The sequence below is a fragment of the Cupriavidus gilardii genome (assembly GCF_017598945.1).
In the GTDB taxonomy this organism is placed as follows: Bacteria; Pseudomonadota; Gammaproteobacteria; order Burkholderiales; family Burkholderiaceae; genus Cupriavidus; species Cupriavidus gilardii_E.
The window spans coordinates 45,918-59,352 of record NZ_JAGFTW010000012.1; the positions used below are offsets into that span (position 1 = coordinate 45,918).

13 protein-coding genes are annotated in these 13,435 nt (G+C 67.9%); 9 read left to right on the forward strand and 4 right to left on the reverse strand.

The annotated features are described in order from the left end of the window. The first annotated feature begins 144 nt into the window (after positions 1 to 144). On the forward strand, positions 145 to 1,437 hold the full coding sequence (aceA, locus tag J5T34_RS06310) for an isocitrate lyase (protein ID WP_208579105.1): 1,293 nt from the start codon (positions 145 to 147) through the stop codon (positions 1,435 to 1,437). 184 nt (positions 1,438 to 1,621) lie between these two features. On the opposite strand, the gene J5T34_RS06315 is transcribed toward aceA, so the two are convergent. Continuing rightward, on the reverse strand, positions 1,622 to 2,056 hold the full coding sequence (locus J5T34_RS06315; protein ID WP_149319063.1) for a universal stress protein: 435 nt from the start codon (positions 2,054 to 2,056) through the stop codon (positions 1,622 to 1,624). Positions 2,057 to 2,200: 144 nt separating this feature from the next. Continuing rightward, positions 2,201 to 3,151: a LysR family transcriptional regulator gene (locus J5T34_RS06320; protein ID WP_174107324.1), complete on the reverse strand. Its 951-nt coding sequence runs from the start codon at positions 3,149 to 3,151 to the stop codon at positions 2,201 to 2,203. Between the two features lie 264 nt (positions 3,152 to 3,415). Between J5T34_RS06320 and J5T34_RS06325 the strand changes: the two genes are divergently transcribed. The 4 genes from J5T34_RS06325 to J5T34_RS06340 all read left to right on the forward strand — a co-directional run bounded on the left by J5T34_RS06325 (position 3,416) and on the right by J5T34_RS06340 (position 7,875). Further along, a complete protein-coding gene (locus tag J5T34_RS06325) occupies positions 3,416 to 4,126 on the forward strand; it encodes a haloacid dehalogenase type II (protein WP_208579106.1) in 711 nt (236 codons plus the stop codon). Between the two features lie 45 nt (positions 4,127 to 4,171). Next, the gene (gene aceB / locus J5T34_RS06330) at positions 4,172 to 5,758 is read left to right on the forward strand and encodes a malate synthase A (protein ID WP_208579107.1); all 1,587 of its coding nucleotides are present in this window, start codon (positions 4,172 to 4,174) and stop codon (positions 5,756 to 5,758) included. A 156-nt stretch (positions 5,759 to 5,914) separates the two neighbouring features. After that, the gene (locus J5T34_RS06335) at positions 5,915 to 6,385 is read left to right on the forward strand and encodes an SRPBCC family protein (protein WP_208579108.1); all 471 of its coding nucleotides are present in this window, start codon (positions 5,915 to 5,917) and stop codon (positions 6,383 to 6,385) included. Continuing rightward, positions 6,382 to 7,875: a DHA2 family efflux MFS transporter permease subunit gene (locus J5T34_RS06340; RefSeq protein WP_432207636.1), complete on the forward strand. Its 1,494-nt coding sequence runs from the start codon at positions 6,382 to 6,384 to the stop codon at positions 7,873 to 7,875. The genes J5T34_RS06335 and J5T34_RS06340 overlap by 4 nt, the downstream gene beginning before the upstream one ends. A gap of 49 nt (positions 7,876 to 7,924) precedes the next feature. Here J5T34_RS06340 and J5T34_RS06345 read toward each other — a convergent pair whose 3' ends face one another. Then, positions 7,925 to 8,194 carry an acyl-CoA-binding protein gene (locus J5T34_RS06345; RefSeq protein ID WP_174107320.1) on the reverse strand — a complete coding sequence of 90 codons (270 nt, stop codon included), beginning with the start codon at positions 8,192 to 8,194 and terminating at the stop codon, positions 7,925 to 7,927. Between the two features lie 117 nt (positions 8,195 to 8,311). Here J5T34_RS06345 and tsaB point away from each other — a divergent pair, with 117 nt between their 5' ends. The 4 genes from tsaB to J5T34_RS06365 are packed head-to-tail and all read left to right on the forward strand — an operon-like array spanning position 8,312 to position 11,697. After that, complete coding sequence (tsaB, locus tag J5T34_RS06350) at positions 8,312 to 9,109, forward strand: tRNA (adenosine(37)-N6)-threonylcarbamoyltransferase complex dimerization subunit type 1 TsaB (protein ID WP_208579109.1); 798 nt, start codon at positions 8,312 to 8,314, stop codon at positions 9,107 to 9,109. Further along, complete coding sequence (gene rimI / locus J5T34_RS06355; RefSeq protein ID WP_208579110.1) at positions 9,106 to 9,666, forward strand: ribosomal protein S18-alanine N-acetyltransferase; 561 nt, start codon at positions 9,106 to 9,108, stop codon at positions 9,664 to 9,666. Before tsaB ends, rimI begins: the two co-directional genes overlap by 4 nt. After that, positions 9,663 to 10,523, forward strand: coding sequence for a uracil-DNA glycosylase (locus J5T34_RS06360; protein WP_208579111.1), 861 nt, complete (start codon positions 9,663 to 9,665; stop codon positions 10,521 to 10,523). The genes rimI and J5T34_RS06360 overlap by 4 nt, the downstream gene beginning before the upstream one ends. After that, the gene (locus J5T34_RS06365) at positions 10,504 to 11,697 is read left to right on the forward strand and encodes a DUF1853 family protein (RefSeq protein ID WP_208579112.1); all 1,194 of its coding nucleotides are present in this window, start codon (positions 10,504 to 10,506) and stop codon (positions 11,695 to 11,697) included. The genes J5T34_RS06360 and J5T34_RS06365 overlap by 20 nt, the downstream gene beginning before the upstream one ends. A gap of 45 nt (positions 11,698 to 11,742) precedes the next feature. Here J5T34_RS06365 and lplT read toward each other — a convergent pair whose 3' ends face one another. Then, positions 11,743 to 13,062 carry a lysophospholipid transporter LplT gene (gene lplT, locus J5T34_RS06370; RefSeq protein WP_208579113.1) on the reverse strand — a complete coding sequence of 440 codons (1,320 nt, stop codon included), beginning with the start codon at positions 13,060 to 13,062 and terminating at the stop codon, positions 11,743 to 11,745. Between the last annotated feature and the right edge of the window lie 373 nt (positions 13,063 to 13,435).

Here is a 13,435-nt window from a genome sequence, read left to right on the forward strand (position 1 = left end):
GCTTCCCTACACTCTTATATAAGACATATGACTTGCGGCGCCGCCGGAACGGAGAATCCGGCACCGGGCGCGCAGGTCGGCAGACCGGCTCCCATCCGGTCGCGTCGCAAAGATTTGCCGAACCCCAATCAACAGGAGAGTGACATGTCCCGCGAAATCGAAGCCCAAAAGCTCAAGCAAGACTGGGAGACCAACCCGCGCTGGAAGGGTATCCAGCGCCACTACACCGCCGAGGACGTGGTGCGCCTGCGCGGCTCGGTCCAGATCGAGCACACGCTGGCCCGCCGCGGTGCCGAGAAGCTGTGGCATCTGCTCAATACCGAGCCGTTCGTCAACACGCTGGGCGCGCTGACCGGCAACCAGGCGATGCAGCAGGTCAAGGCGGGCCTGAAGGCGATCTATCTGTCGGGCTGGCAGGTCGCCGGCGACGCCAACCTGGCCGGCGAGATGTATCCGGACCAGTCGCTGTATCCGGCCAACTCGGTGCCGCAGGTGGTCAAGCGCATCAACAACACCTTCCAGCGCGCCGACCAGATCCAGTGGAGCGAGGGCAAGGGCGACGTCGATTTCTTCGCGCCGATCGTGGCGGACGCGGAAGCGGGCTTCGGCGGCGTGCTCAACGCCTTCGAGCTGATGAAGGCGATGATCGAAGCGGGCGCCGCCGGCGTGCACTTCGAAGATCAGCTGGCCTCGGTCAAGAAGTGCGGCCACATGGGCGGCAAGGTGCTGGTGCCGACCCGCGAGGCCGTCGCCAAGCTGACCGCCGCGCGCCTGGCGGCCGACGTGATGGGCGTGCCGACGCTGGTGATCGCCCGTACCGATGCGGAAGCGGCCGATCTGCTGACCTCGGACATCGATGACCGCGACAAGCCGTTCTGCACCGGCGAGCGCACCGTCGAAGGCTTCTACCGCACCAGGCCCGGCATCGAGCAGTCGATCGCCCGCGCGCTGGCGTATGCCGAAGTCGCCGATCTGGTCTGGTGCGAAACCGGCAAGCCGGATCTGGAGTTCGCCAAGAAGTTCGCCGAGGCGGTGCACGCCAAGTACCCGGGCAAGCTGCTGGCCTACAACTGCTCGCCGTCGTTCAACTGGAAGAAGAACCTGGACGACGCCACCATCGCCAAGTTCCAGAAGGAACTGGGCGCGATGGGCTACAAGTTCCAGTTCATCACGCTGGCCGGCTTCCACTCGCTGAACTACTCGATGTTCAACCTGGCCTACGGCTATGCGCGCAACCAGATGAGCGCATTCGTCGAGCTGCAGGAAGCCGAGTTCAAGGCGGCCGAGAAGGGCTTCACCGCGGTCAAGCACCAGCGCGAAGTCGGCACCGGCTACTTCGACGCGGTCACGCAGACCATCGAAGGCGGCCAGTCGTCGACCACCGCGCTGAAGGGCTCGACCGAGGACGAGCAGTTCTTCGACAAGAAGGTGGCTTGATCCGGCGAACGTGCCGGTGTTGGGCTCCCCTCTCCCGCGTGCGGGAGAGGGGTTGGGGGAGAGGGAAGGGGCATTCAGGATGCCGCGGTGGTCCGCTGAACCATCCCCTCTCCCCAACCCTCTCCCCCATGAGGGGGAGAGGGAGCATCCAATTCGCGAGCGGCCACTGAAGGCGGGTGCTACCTCACCGGTAAACAATCACCGGAATATCGGTATGCGTCAGCACCTTCTGTGTCTCGCTGCCGAGCAGCAGGCCCGACAGGCCCCGGCGGCCGTGCGAGGCCATGAAGATCACGTCGCAGCCATGCCGTTCGGCGGCGTCGATGATGCCCAGATAGGGCACCGCGAAGGTCGACATATCGGTGTCGCAAGGCACACCGGCCGCGGTGGCGGCGGTCTCGACCTCCTTCAGATAGATGCGCGCCTGCGCCTCGATGCGGTCCTTGAAGGCCTGCGGGGCCTCGACCACGATTTCGCTGAACGGCGTGTACGGATATTCCTCGAGACAGACATAGGCCGTGACCCGGGCGCCGATCGCCCTGGCCAGTTCGATGCCGCCGTCGATCGCTTTCTTGGACAGCTCCGAACCGTCAGTGGGGAGCAGGATGTGCTTGAACATGGCCATTCTCCTTGCGATGCGTCCAAAGGCATGCCCGAGGGCACCGGAAGCGGGCGCACAGACCGGGCCCGCGCTGATTTCATTGTAGCCAGTGTGGCGGCTAATGCATCGCGGGCGAACCCTTGCCCGAGCGCCGGTGCACGTTCAGGCACCGACCGGTTCGTCCGACGCCGGCAACGGCGCCTGCTCGCCGCGGCGCCAATAGGCCGGGTTGCCGTAGGTGTTCTTCAGATGATCGATGAACAGCCGCACCCGCAGCGGCAGATGCTTGCGTTGCGGAAACACCGCGTGGATGCCGATCGGCGGCGCCTGGAATTCGTCGAGCACCGTGACCAGGCGCCCGGTCGCGATCTCGTGGCCGACCTCCCACCACGAGCGCCACGCGAGCCCATGCCCCTGCAGGCACCACGCGTGCAGCACCGCGCCGTCGGTGCATTCCATGTTGCCGCCGACCTTGACCGTGACCGGGCGCCCGTCCTGCTGGAACACCCAGCCGCGCTGCACGTTCGCGCTGGCGCCGAAGGCCAGGCAGTTGTGCGCGGCCAGTTCTTCCGGCGTTTGCGGCGTGCCGCGTCGCGCCAGATACGAGGGCGCCGCCACCACCACGCGGCGGTTCTCGGCCAGCCGGATCGATACCAGGCTCGAATCGGGCAGATCGCCCAGCCGAATCGCGCAATCGAAGCCCTCGTTGACCAGATCGACCACGCGGTCCGACAGGTCCAGCGTGATGGTCACGTCCGGATGCGATTCGATGAACAGCGGCACCACCGGCGCCACATGCTTGCGGCCGAAGCCGGCCGGCGCCGTCACGCGCAGATGGCCGCTGGCCTTGACGCCGCCCGCCGACACGCTGGCCTCGGCGTTCTGCAGATCGTTCAGGATGCGCTGGCAGTCCTCCAGGAAGGCCGAACCCTCGAAGGTCAGCGTGATCTTGCGGGTGGTGCGCACCAGCAGCTTGACGCCCAGCCGTTCCTCGAGCGCATCGATGCGGCGGCCGATGATGGCCGGCGCGACGCCCTCGGCGGTGGCGGCCGCGGACAGGCTGCCGCGCGAGGCGACCGAGACGAAGGTCGCCAGTTGCTTGAAATGATCCACGTGTCTCCGACGTTTTGCGGCTGGACCGACGCAAAGCGATCTTGGCGATACGTGGCGGCCAGCGGATGGAAGGGCCGGAGCCGATATTGGTTTCGGATCTTCCGACGGTTCGCCAAGATTAGTAGGGCAAAAGTAAAAGATCAAGTGACCCGGGTCGGCTATGCCGCGCTGCAGCGCCTGCCTACAATGCTCGGAATTCGTGGTACGCCGGCCCTCGGCCGCGGCCCGCAACCCCGGTCACAGACGTTCCGATCCTTGCCTTCCATGAACCCGATCCGCGCCGTCGTCTTCGATGCCTATGGCACGCTGTTCGACGTGTATTCCGTCACGGCGCGCGCGGAGCAGCTGTTTCCCGGCAAGGGCGAGGCGCTGGCGCTGCTGTGGCGCGACCGCCAGATCGACTACACGCGGATCCGCACCATGGCCGCGCCGGACGGCGCCTGGTACAAGCCGTTCTGGGCGATCACCGTCGACGCACTGCGCTATGCGGCGCAGCGGCTGGATCTGCGGCTCGATACGGCCGCCGAGGCGCAGTTGCTGAAGGAATACGCGTGCCTGTCGGCCTTCCCGGAGAACCTGGGGGCGCTGCGCCGGCTGCGCGCGGCCGGTCTGCCGCTGGGCATCCTGTCCAATGGCAATCCGGAGATGCTCGACATCTCGGTCAAGAGCGCGGGCATGCAGGGTCTGTTCGACCATGTGCTGTCGGTCGACGCGGTGCGCCAGTACAAGACCGCGCCGGCCGCCTACGCGCTCGGACCCGCGGCCTTCGGCGTGCCGGCTCGCGAGATGCTGTTCGTCTCGTCCAACGGCTGGGACGCATGCGGCGCGACCTGGTTCGGCTACACCACGTTCTGGATCAATCGTGCCGGCCAGCCGGCGGAGCGGCTCGACGCCGAGCCGAGCGGGACCGGGCACGACATGAACGACCTGCTCGATTTCGTGCGCGCACGCGGCATCGCCGTGGCGCACGGATGAGAGGGCAGGCATGGCACAACCCCCATCGATTACAGGAGAGCATTGATGGCCATCACGTTGCCTGCGGGCATGAAGATCACCGGCGAAATCCTGCCGGCCTACGAAGACATCCTCACGCCGGAAGCGCTGGCCCTGGTGGACAAGCTGCACCGCGCCTTCGAACCGCGCCGCCAGCAGCTGCTGGCCGCGCGCGTCGAGCGCGCCAGGCGCCTGGACGCGGGCGAGCGCCCCGATTTCCTGCCGGAGACCAGGTCGATCCGCGAGGGCGACTGGAAGATCGCGCCGATCCCGAAGGCGCTGGAATGCCGCCGCGTCGAAATCACCGGCCCGGTCGAAGCGAAGATGGTCATCAACGCGTTCAACTCGGGCGCGGACAGCTACATGACCGACTTCGAGGACTCGAACACCCCGAACTGGCATAACCAGCTGCAGGGCCAGGTCAACCTGAAGGCCGCCGTGCGCCGCACGCTGACGCTCGAGGCCAAGGGCAAGGTCTACAAGCTGAACGACAAGATCGCCACGCTGCAGGTGCGTCCGCGCGGCTGGCATCTGGACGAGAAGCACGTGACCATCGACGGCCAGCGCGTGTCGGGCGGCATCTGGGACTTCGCGCTGTTCCTGTTCCACAACGCCAAGGAACAGATCGCGCGCGGCGCCGGCCCGTTCTTCTATCTGCCGAAGATGGAAAGCCATCTCGAGGCGCGCCTGTGGAACGACATCTTCGTGATGGCGCAGAACGAGATCGGCCTGCCGCAGGGCACCATCAAGGCGACCGTGCTGATCGAGACGATCCTGGCCGCCTTCGAGATGGAAGAGATCCTGTACGAACTGCGCGAGCACAGCGCGGGCCTGAACGCCGGCCGCTGGGACTACATCTTCTCGTGCATCAAGAAGTTCAAGACCGACAAGAACTTCTGCCTGGCCGACCGCGCCAAGGTCACGATGACCGCGCCGTTCATGCGCGCCTACGCGCTGCTGCTGCTCAAGACCTGCCACAAGCGCGGCGCGCCCGCGATCGGCGGCATGAGCGCGCTGATCCCGATCAAGAACGATCCGGAGAAGAACGAGATCGCGATGCAGGGCATCATCGGCGACAAGCGCCGCGATGCCACCGACGGCTATGATGGCGGCTGGGTGGCCCACCCGGGCCTGGTCGAGCCGGCGATGAAGGAATTCGTCGCGGTGCTGGGCGACAAGCCGAACCAGTTCGAGAAGCAGCGCCCGGACGTCAACGTGACCGGCGCCGACCTGCTGAACTTCCAGCCGGAAACGCCGATCACCGAAGGCGGCCTGCGCATGAACATCAACGTGGGCATCCATTACCTGGGCGCCTGGCTGGCCGGCAACGGCTGCGTGCCGATCCACAACCTGATGGAAGACGCCGCCACCGCCGAGATCTCTCGTTCGCAGGTCTGGCAGTGGATCCGCTCGCCCAAGGGCGTGCTGGAAGACGGCCGCAAGGTGACCGCCGAGATGGTGCGCGCGCTGATTCCGGAAGAACTGGCCAAGGTCAAGGAAGTGGTCGGTGGCGACACCAGGACCTACGACCGCGCCGCGGAGATCTTCGAACAGATGTCGACGTCGGAATCGTTCGCCGAATTCCTGACGCTGCCGCTGTACGAAGAAATCTGAGGTTGGCGTTACTCCCTCTCCCGCTTGCGGGAGAGGGAGCAAGTTGGTGTTTCGCTTTCCCCCGACAAGCCCGCCTCCGCGGGCTTTTTGCTTTGCGGGATGCGGCGCCGGCGCGAGGCCCTCATAATGGCGGCTTGAGCAAGAGGGAGAATCAAGTTGCGCTTCGAGCATCTGGTAGAGATCAATGACCCCAACACGCCCGCGCTGGACCCGCTGACGGCGGACCAGGTCTGGCAGGGGCTGGTGCTGCGCGGCCAGTCGCCCGAACTGTTCGTGCTGGGTCTGGACCGTGCCGAAATCACCGGCCGCGGCGACGACTGGATCGAGCGCGTGCTGCATTTCGGTCACGCCGAGGTGCGCGATCGGGTCGTGTTCGAGCGGCACCGCTCGGTGCGCTACGAAACCGCCGCCACCGCCGACCATGCCGGCGGCACGCTGACGATGACGATCGAGACGCCGGCCCCTGGCGCGCTGCTGCTGCGCTTCACCTACGAGACCACGATGCCGGCCGTCGATGCCAGCGGCGACGACCGCTACGCCGAGATCGTCAAATCCGCCTATCACGAGGCCGATCTCGATACGGTCCGCAAGATCCGCGAACTGGCCAGCCTCGGAAGACTGGGGTGAGCGAGGACTCCTTGCCGCCGCGCGCCGGCGACGGTCCGGCGCGCAGCGCCCCGACGCGTGCGTACCTGCGCGAGCGCTACGGCGACAAGCTGCGCTGGCTGGTGCTGATCACGCTGATGATCGGCACGATGTCGTCGATCGTGTCGTCGACCATCGTCAATGTCGCGGTGCCGGACCTGAGCCGGCATTTCGGGCTGGGGCAGGAACGCGCGCAATGGGTCGCGGCCAGCTTCATGATCGCGATGACGCTGGCGATGCTGCTGACCCCATGGCTGCTGAACCGCTACGGCCTGCGCCGCACCTTTCTCGGCGCCGCCGTGCTGCTGGGCGTGGGCGGCATGGTCGGCGGCTTCTCGCCCAGCTATGGCGTGATGATTGCCATGCGCGTGGCGGAAGGCGTGGCCGCGGGCATCATGCAGCCGCTGCCCAATATCCTGATCCTGCGCGTGTTCGAGGAGCGCGAGCAGGGCAGGGCAATGGGGATGTTCGGCTTCGGCGTGGTGCTGGCGCCGGCGCTGGGGCCGAGCCTCGGCGGTTTCCTGGTCGAATCGTTCGGCTGGCGTTCGATCTTCTTCGTGGTGGTGCCGCTGACCATCGTCGCCGGCCTGATGGCGCGCCGCTTCATGGCGATCGACTCGGCGATGATGGGCGAGCGCAAGCCGCTCGACTGGCAGGGCCTGGTGCTGGCCGGCGTCGCCACGGTGATGCTGCTCAACGGCCTGGTCGAGCTGCGCGAGGACACGGTCACCGGTCTGCTGTTGTCCGGGCTGGGCGTGCTGCTGCTGGTGCTGTTCGTGCTGTGGCAGCTGCGCGCATCCGACCCGCTGATGAACATGCGGCTGTACAGCTACCGGCAGTTCTCGGCGGGCGCGGTGGTGGCCTTCATCTATGGTGCCGGCCTGTTCGGCTCGACCTATCTGCTGCCCGTCTACATGCAGATGGCGCTGCAGTACTCGCCGTCGCAGGCGGGCTTCGTGCTGCTGCCGGCCGGGATCGCGCTGGCGGTGACCATCGCGCTGGCGGGACGGCTGACCAGCCGCGTGCCGCCGCATATCCAGGTATCGGCGGGCCTGGCGCTGCTGGCGGCGTCGTTCCTGCTGATGGCGCTGGGCTCGCTGGCGACGCCGTATGTCGTGCTGGTTGCGCTGGCGGTACTGGGACGCATCGGCCTGGGCTGCATCCTGCCGTCGCTGTCGCTGGGCGCGATGCGGGGCGTCGATTTCTCGCTGATCGCGCAGGGATCGAGCGTGATCAACTTCGTGCGCCAGTTGGGTGGTGCCATCGGCGTCAGCCTGGCCGGGGTCGGTCTGCAATGGCGGCTCGAATCGCATGGCGCGCTGCTGGCCGGCAATCAGGCCGGCGCCGATGCGGCGGCGCGCATCCGCGCCTTCGACGAGACGTTTCTGGCGGTGGGGCTGGTGATCGCCACCGCGATCCTGGCCGCCTGGCGGATCCGGCCGCGGCAGGCGCCGGAGCAGGTGAGGCAGTAGCGAGGGTCTTGTCGCCCCCGTTCGCCCGGGGACGACAGCCCCGCGGGGCTCAGCTGGCGGCGCCCGACTTCAGCTCTTCCACCAGCTCGATGTACTTCTGCATCGCCTCTTCCTGACTGGTGCCCTTCAGCGTCTCCCAGGCCTCGAACTTGTAGCGGCCGACGAAGTCGGTCATGCCGGGCTTGTCGCCATGGACGTCGCCCTCGCTGCCTTGCTTGTACAGCGCGTACAGGCGCAGCAGCGTCATGTTGCTGGGGCGCTCGGGCAGTTGCTTGACGTCGTTCTGCGCTTGCTCGAAGCGCTGTTGCAGGTCGCTCATGGTGACTCCTGTGCAGTGAGGGGATCGAATCGCGATGATAGTCGCGCGGGACCCGAACCCCTCCCTGTAAAAACCGAGGACGGCTTCGGTTCCGCGGCCAGCGGATACAATCGCGGCATGTCCTGGATTCTTGCCGTTGAAACCTCCACCGAGTGGTGTTCGGTCGCGCTCGGCCGCGCCACGCCCACCGGCGGCCTGCATTGTCTGGCCCGCCACGAACAGACCGGACCGCGCTCGTCGGCACGGGTCCTGCCCGCCGCGGGCGAACTGCTGGCCGAGGCCGGCATCCGGCTGGCCGATTGCGCCGCGATCGCCTTCGGCGCCGGACCGGGATCGTTCACCGGCCTGCGCACTGCCTGCGGCATCGCGCAGGGGCTGGCCTTCGGTGCCGATCTGCCGGTGGTGCCGGTCAATACCCTGATGGCGTGCGCCGAACGCGTACGCGGCGTGCCCGGCGCCGGCCTGGAGGGCGAGGGCGATCCCGCGGCCGAAACGTTGCCCCCCGGTATGCCGGTGCTCGTTGCGCTCGACGCGCGCATGGACGAAGTCTATGCCGGGCGGTTCGATTGGGACGCGACACGCGGCGAATGGCAGCAAGGGGGCCCGATGCGGGTGGCCCCGCCGGAGGCGCTGCAGAATCCTGCCGGGCCGTTCTGGCTCGCCGGCAACGGCGTCACGGTCTATGGCGAGCGGCTGCAGGCCGCCGCGCAGGCTGCCCGCACGATACCGGGTGCGATGCCGCATGCGGCCGCCGTGGTGGCCATCGCGCAGCGCGCGCTGGCGCGCGGCGAGACCGTGGCCGCCGCCGATGCCGCGCCGCTGTACCTGCGCGACAAGGTCGCGCAGACCGTGGCCGAGCGTCAGGCCGCGGCGGCGGGGCGCGCCTCGCTGGCGGCGGCCGGAGAACGGCAATGAGCGCCGCGCTTGGCGACTGCCGCACCGGCACGACGGCCTGGCCCGCGGTGCCCGATATGCCGACGCTGCCGGGCGGCTGGTCGCTGGCGCGCATGAGCGCGCGCGACCTCGACGCGGTGGTCGAGATCGAGATGCGCGCCTACAGCCATCCCTGGACCCGCGGCAACTTCGAGAACTCGGTCAAGGCCGGCCATATCGGCCTGACGCTGCGCGACCCGGCCGGCGTGCTGGCCGGCTACGCGGTGCTGATGCCGGTGGTCGACGAGATGCATCTGCTCAATATCACGATCGAGCCGGCGCGCCATCGCCGCGGACTCGGCAAGCTGCTGCTGGCCGTGGCGCTGGCGACCGCGCATCAGCATCGTCTGCCCAATGTGCTGCTCGAAGTCCGGCCGTCGAATACCGCCGCGCTGGCGTTGTACGAGGCCGCCGGATTCGAGCTGATCGGCCGGCGCAAGGGCTATTACCCGGCCGCCGACGGCGCGCGCGAGGATGCGCTGGTGCTGCGCCGCCACTGGGGCGCGCAGCAGGACCAGGCGCCGGAGGGATCGGCATGAACCGGCGCGCGCTGTTCCTGGAGGCGCTGGGCATCGGCACCGAATGGGTGCCGCGTCATGCTTCGGCGCCGACGGCCGTCGTGCCGAACGCGCCGTCGGCCGAGGCGGCACCGCGCCAGCCTGTCATCCCGATCGTGCCGGACGACGACTTGCCGCTGCCTGCGCCCGAGGTTGCCGAAGACCGCGCCGCCGAGGGCGCCGTCGAGCGCGCCGACGACATTGCCACCCTCGACTGGCAGGCGCTGGAAGCGCGCGTCGCCGGTTGCACCGCCTGCCAGTTGTGCAGCACCCGGACCCAGACGGTGTTCGGCGTCGGCGATCGCGAGGCCGACTGGATGCTGATCGGCGAGGCGCCGGGCGAGAACGAGGACCGGCAGGGCGAGCCCTTCGTTGGCCAGGCCGGCAAGCTGCTCGACAACATGCTGGCGTCGCTGCAGCTGGCGCGCGGGCGCAATGTCTTTATCGCCAACGTGCTGAAGTGCCGGCCGCCGGGCAACCGCAACCCCGAGCCGGCCGAGGTCGAACAGTGCGAGCCGTTCCTGCGCCGGCAGATCGCGCTGGTGCGCCCGCGCCTGATCGTCGTGCTGGGCCGCTTCGCCGCGCAGACGCTGCTGCGCACCACCACGCCGATCGGCAAGCTGCGCGGCACGGTGCATCGCTACGAAGGCATCCCGGTGGTCGTGACCTACCACCCGGCCTATCTGCTGCGCACGCTCACCGACAAGGCGCGCGCGTGGGAGGACCTGTGCCTGGCGCGCGACGTCTATCGGCAGAACGATCCGGCCGCCCCGGCCGGTCTGCTCGACTCCCCACGGGCCGGCGGTGCCGGCGGCAGCGATGCGGGAGCCGGTCACTGAACTGGCGGGCGCCGGCGCGACCACGGCCGAGCCGCTGTGGCGCGCCGCCACGTCGGCGCGGGTGCGCGATCTGGCCTGGTGCACGCTGGCGCCGCCGCTGCTCAGCCGCTTGCCTGACGAGCTGGCCGCGCTGGCCGGCCCCGGCGGCGCCGCGCTGGCGATCTGGCCGCCGGCGGCCCTGGCCGCATGGCAGCGCTGGCTGGCGGGCGCCGATCCGGGCGAGTTGCCGCCCACCATCGAGGAACTGTCGGCCTTGCCGGGCGCCGTGCAAGCGCTGGCCCCGGCCGCGCGCAGCCTGCGCCTGGGCCGGCATGCCGAACGGCTGCTGCATTTTGCGCTGGCGCACGGCAATGGCATCGAACTGGTTGCCGCCAACCTGCCGGTGCGCCGGCATGGCGGCCACGGCGTGCAGACGCTGGGCGAGCTGGACTTCGTCTGGCGCGAGCTGGCAGGGGGCGCATGTCAGCTGGTGCACTGGGAGATGGCCGCCAAGTTCTATCTGCTGGTGGAGCCCGGCAGCGATGCGTCTCCGGCGGCGGGTTCGGTCCAGACCGAGCGCGCCCCCTGGCTGCAGGCCTTCGTCGGTCCCAATCTGGTGGACCGGCTCGGCGACAAGCTGTCGCACATCGTTCGGCGGCAGCTGCCGCTGTCGCGCACGCCGGAGGCCGAGGCGCTGCTGGGTGCCCGCGTCGATCGCAGCGAAATCTATCTGCTCGGCTGGCTGTTCTATCGCGATGGGCGGATGCCGGCCGGACTCGACGGCCTGGGCCTGAATCCCGATCATCTGCGCGGCTGGTGGTCGACGCTGGAGCAGTGGGCGCAGCGGGTGCAGCGGGTGCAGCGGGTCCATTCGCCATCGGCGGGACTGACCGCTTCCGCGTCGGCGCCGCCGCTACGCTGGCATCGGCTGCCGCGGGCCCGCTGGCTGTCGCCCGCACTGGTCCCCGAGCACGACACCGAATCGTTCGAGACCTTGCACGATGCGCTGGCGGCGCGGTTCGCCGAACCGCATCGGGACCTGGCCTGGCGGCGGGAATCGCCGGTGATGATCTGCGAGATGGAACCGGCCGGCGCCTCGGCGCCGGGCTGGTGGCGCGAACGCTCGCGCGGTTTCGTGGTGCCGCCGGGCTGGGAGGAGAGGGCGCGGCAGCGCGCCGCGCAGCCGCCGCGCTGAACCTGTGGTTTTTCACGCGAAGGCGCGCTGCCGCGCCGTCCTGGTTCAGTGGTGCTTGTCCTCGCCGATCATCGCCAGCGAGTTGTACAGCCGGACGTTCTTGCGATGCTGCCGCATCACCAGCAGCATCGTGCCGCAGACGAACATGCCGAAGGCGATGATCACGATGCCGATCGGCACGTTCAGCTTGATCAGCAGCGCATACAGGCACAGCATCAGCAGCACCGAGACGTTCTCGTTGAAGTTCTGCACCGCGATCGAGTGGCCGGCCGACAGCAGCACGTGGCCGCGATGCTGCAGCAGCGCGTTCATCGGCACCACGAAGTAGCCCGACATGCCGCCCACCAGCATCAGGAAGACGTAGGCGATCGCCATATACAGCGGCATCCGCATGCCCAGCACGTCGAGCGCGACATCGGGCATCGCGTCCTTGGTGTAGAAGGCCATCAGCATCACGATGGCGCCCATCGCCACGCCGAACGGCAGCACCGACAGCGACTTGCGCAGCGGAATCCGCATCGCCGCCATGATCGCGCCGACGGCCACGCCGACCGCCACCACCGCCTGCAGCAGCGCGCCTTGCGACAGATTCAGGCCGAGGGATTTTTCCGCCCACTTCAGCACGATGAACTGCAGCGTCGCACCGGCGCCCCAGAACAGCGTGGTGACCGCCAGCGAGATCTGGCCGAGCTTGTCCTTCCACAGCGCGGTGAAGCAGTCGGCGAACTCGGCGATCAGCTTGATCGGGTTCTTCTCCTGCTGCGGATAGCGCGCGCCGGTGTCGGGAATGAACAGGTTGAACAGCGCGGCGATCACGTAGAACAGCATGATGATCACCATCGCGGCCTCGGCCGGCGTATCGATGCCGGTCTCGATCCACGGCAGGTCCATCGCCAGCATCATCGTCGACACCTTGACCGAGATCAGCGCGCCGCCGACCACCGTGCCGAGAATGATCGAGCCGACCGTCAGCCCCTCGATCCAGCCGTTCGCCGCCACCAGGCGCTCGGCCGGCAGCAGCTCGGTCAGGATGCCGTACTTGGCCGGGGAGTAGGCCGCCGCGCCGAAGCCGACCACGCCGTAGGCCAGCAGCGGATGCAGGCCGAACATCATGATCGCGCAGCCGCCGATCTTGATCGTGTTGGTGATGAACATCACCTTGCCCTTCGGCATCGAATCCGCGAAGGCGCCGACGAAGGCCGCCAGCACGACATAGGAGAGCACGAAGAACAGCTTGAGCAGCGGGGTCATCCACTGCGGGGAGTGCAATTCGGCGAGGAGGGCAATGGCGGCGATGAGCAGAGCGTTGTCGGCCAGCGACGAAAAAAACTGCGCGGCCATGATGGTGTAAAAACCCTTCTTCATACCTTGGACTCTGTCTCCATCGCGATTTCCTTGCGCTACTGGCGTGCCCGCGCCAACGGCTGTCGGCATCGTGCGGAGGGGGTGAACGGCGGCCTTGCCAACGGGACGCCCGCGCCTGGTCCGGTTCGGCGTGGCGGGGGCGTGTACGTACCTGACGGGACCCGTCATATTGAATCACTTTTGAAACATGGCCGGAACGTCCGGCTTTATATCACGAAAGTCTTTCAATTCCGAAGAAGGGAAGACCGCAAATTGACCGGGTTTGACCATTCGACGGGGAGCGGATTCCCCGGAATTGCCGAACCAATGTGGTCAAATAACGGTCTACGCGGTGCCCCTTCGGTGTGCTGCCGCGCATTGGTGCCGAAAGCCC

Coding starts and splice junctions, on each gene's coding strand:
- aceA (WP_208579105.1), top strand. CDS start 145: ATGTCCCGCGAAATCGAAGCCCAAAAGCTCAAGCAAGACTGGGAGACC.
- J5T34_RS06315 (WP_149319063.1), bottom strand. CDS start 2,056: ATGTTCAAGCACATCCTGCTCCCCACTGACGGTTCGGAGCTGTCCAAG.
- J5T34_RS06325 (WP_208579106.1), top strand. CDS start 3,416: ATGAACCCGATCCGCGCCGTCGTCTTCGATGCCTATGGCACGCTGTTC.
- aceB (WP_208579107.1), top strand. CDS start 4,172: ATGGCCATCACGTTGCCTGCGGGCATGAAGATCACCGGCGAAATCCTG.
- J5T34_RS06345 (WP_174107320.1), bottom strand. CDS start 8,194: ATGAGCGACCTGCAACAGCGCTTCGAGCAAGCGCAGAACGACGTCAAG.
- tsaB (WP_208579109.1), top strand. CDS start 8,312: ATGTCCTGGATTCTTGCCGTTGAAACCTCCACCGAGTGGTGTTCGGTC.
- rimI (WP_208579110.1), top strand. CDS start 9,106: ATGAGCGCCGCGCTTGGCGACTGCCGCACCGGCACGACGGCCTGGCCC.
- J5T34_RS06360 (WP_208579111.1), top strand. CDS start 9,663: ATGAACCGGCGCGCGCTGTTCCTGGAGGCGCTGGGCATCGGCACCGAA.
- J5T34_RS06365 (WP_208579112.1), top strand. CDS start 10,504: ATGCGGGAGCCGGTCACTGAACTGGCGGGCGCCGGCGCGACCACGGCC.
- lplT (WP_208579113.1), bottom strand. CDS start 13,062: ATGAAGAAGGGTTTTTACACCATCATGGCCGCGCAGTTTTTTTCGTCG.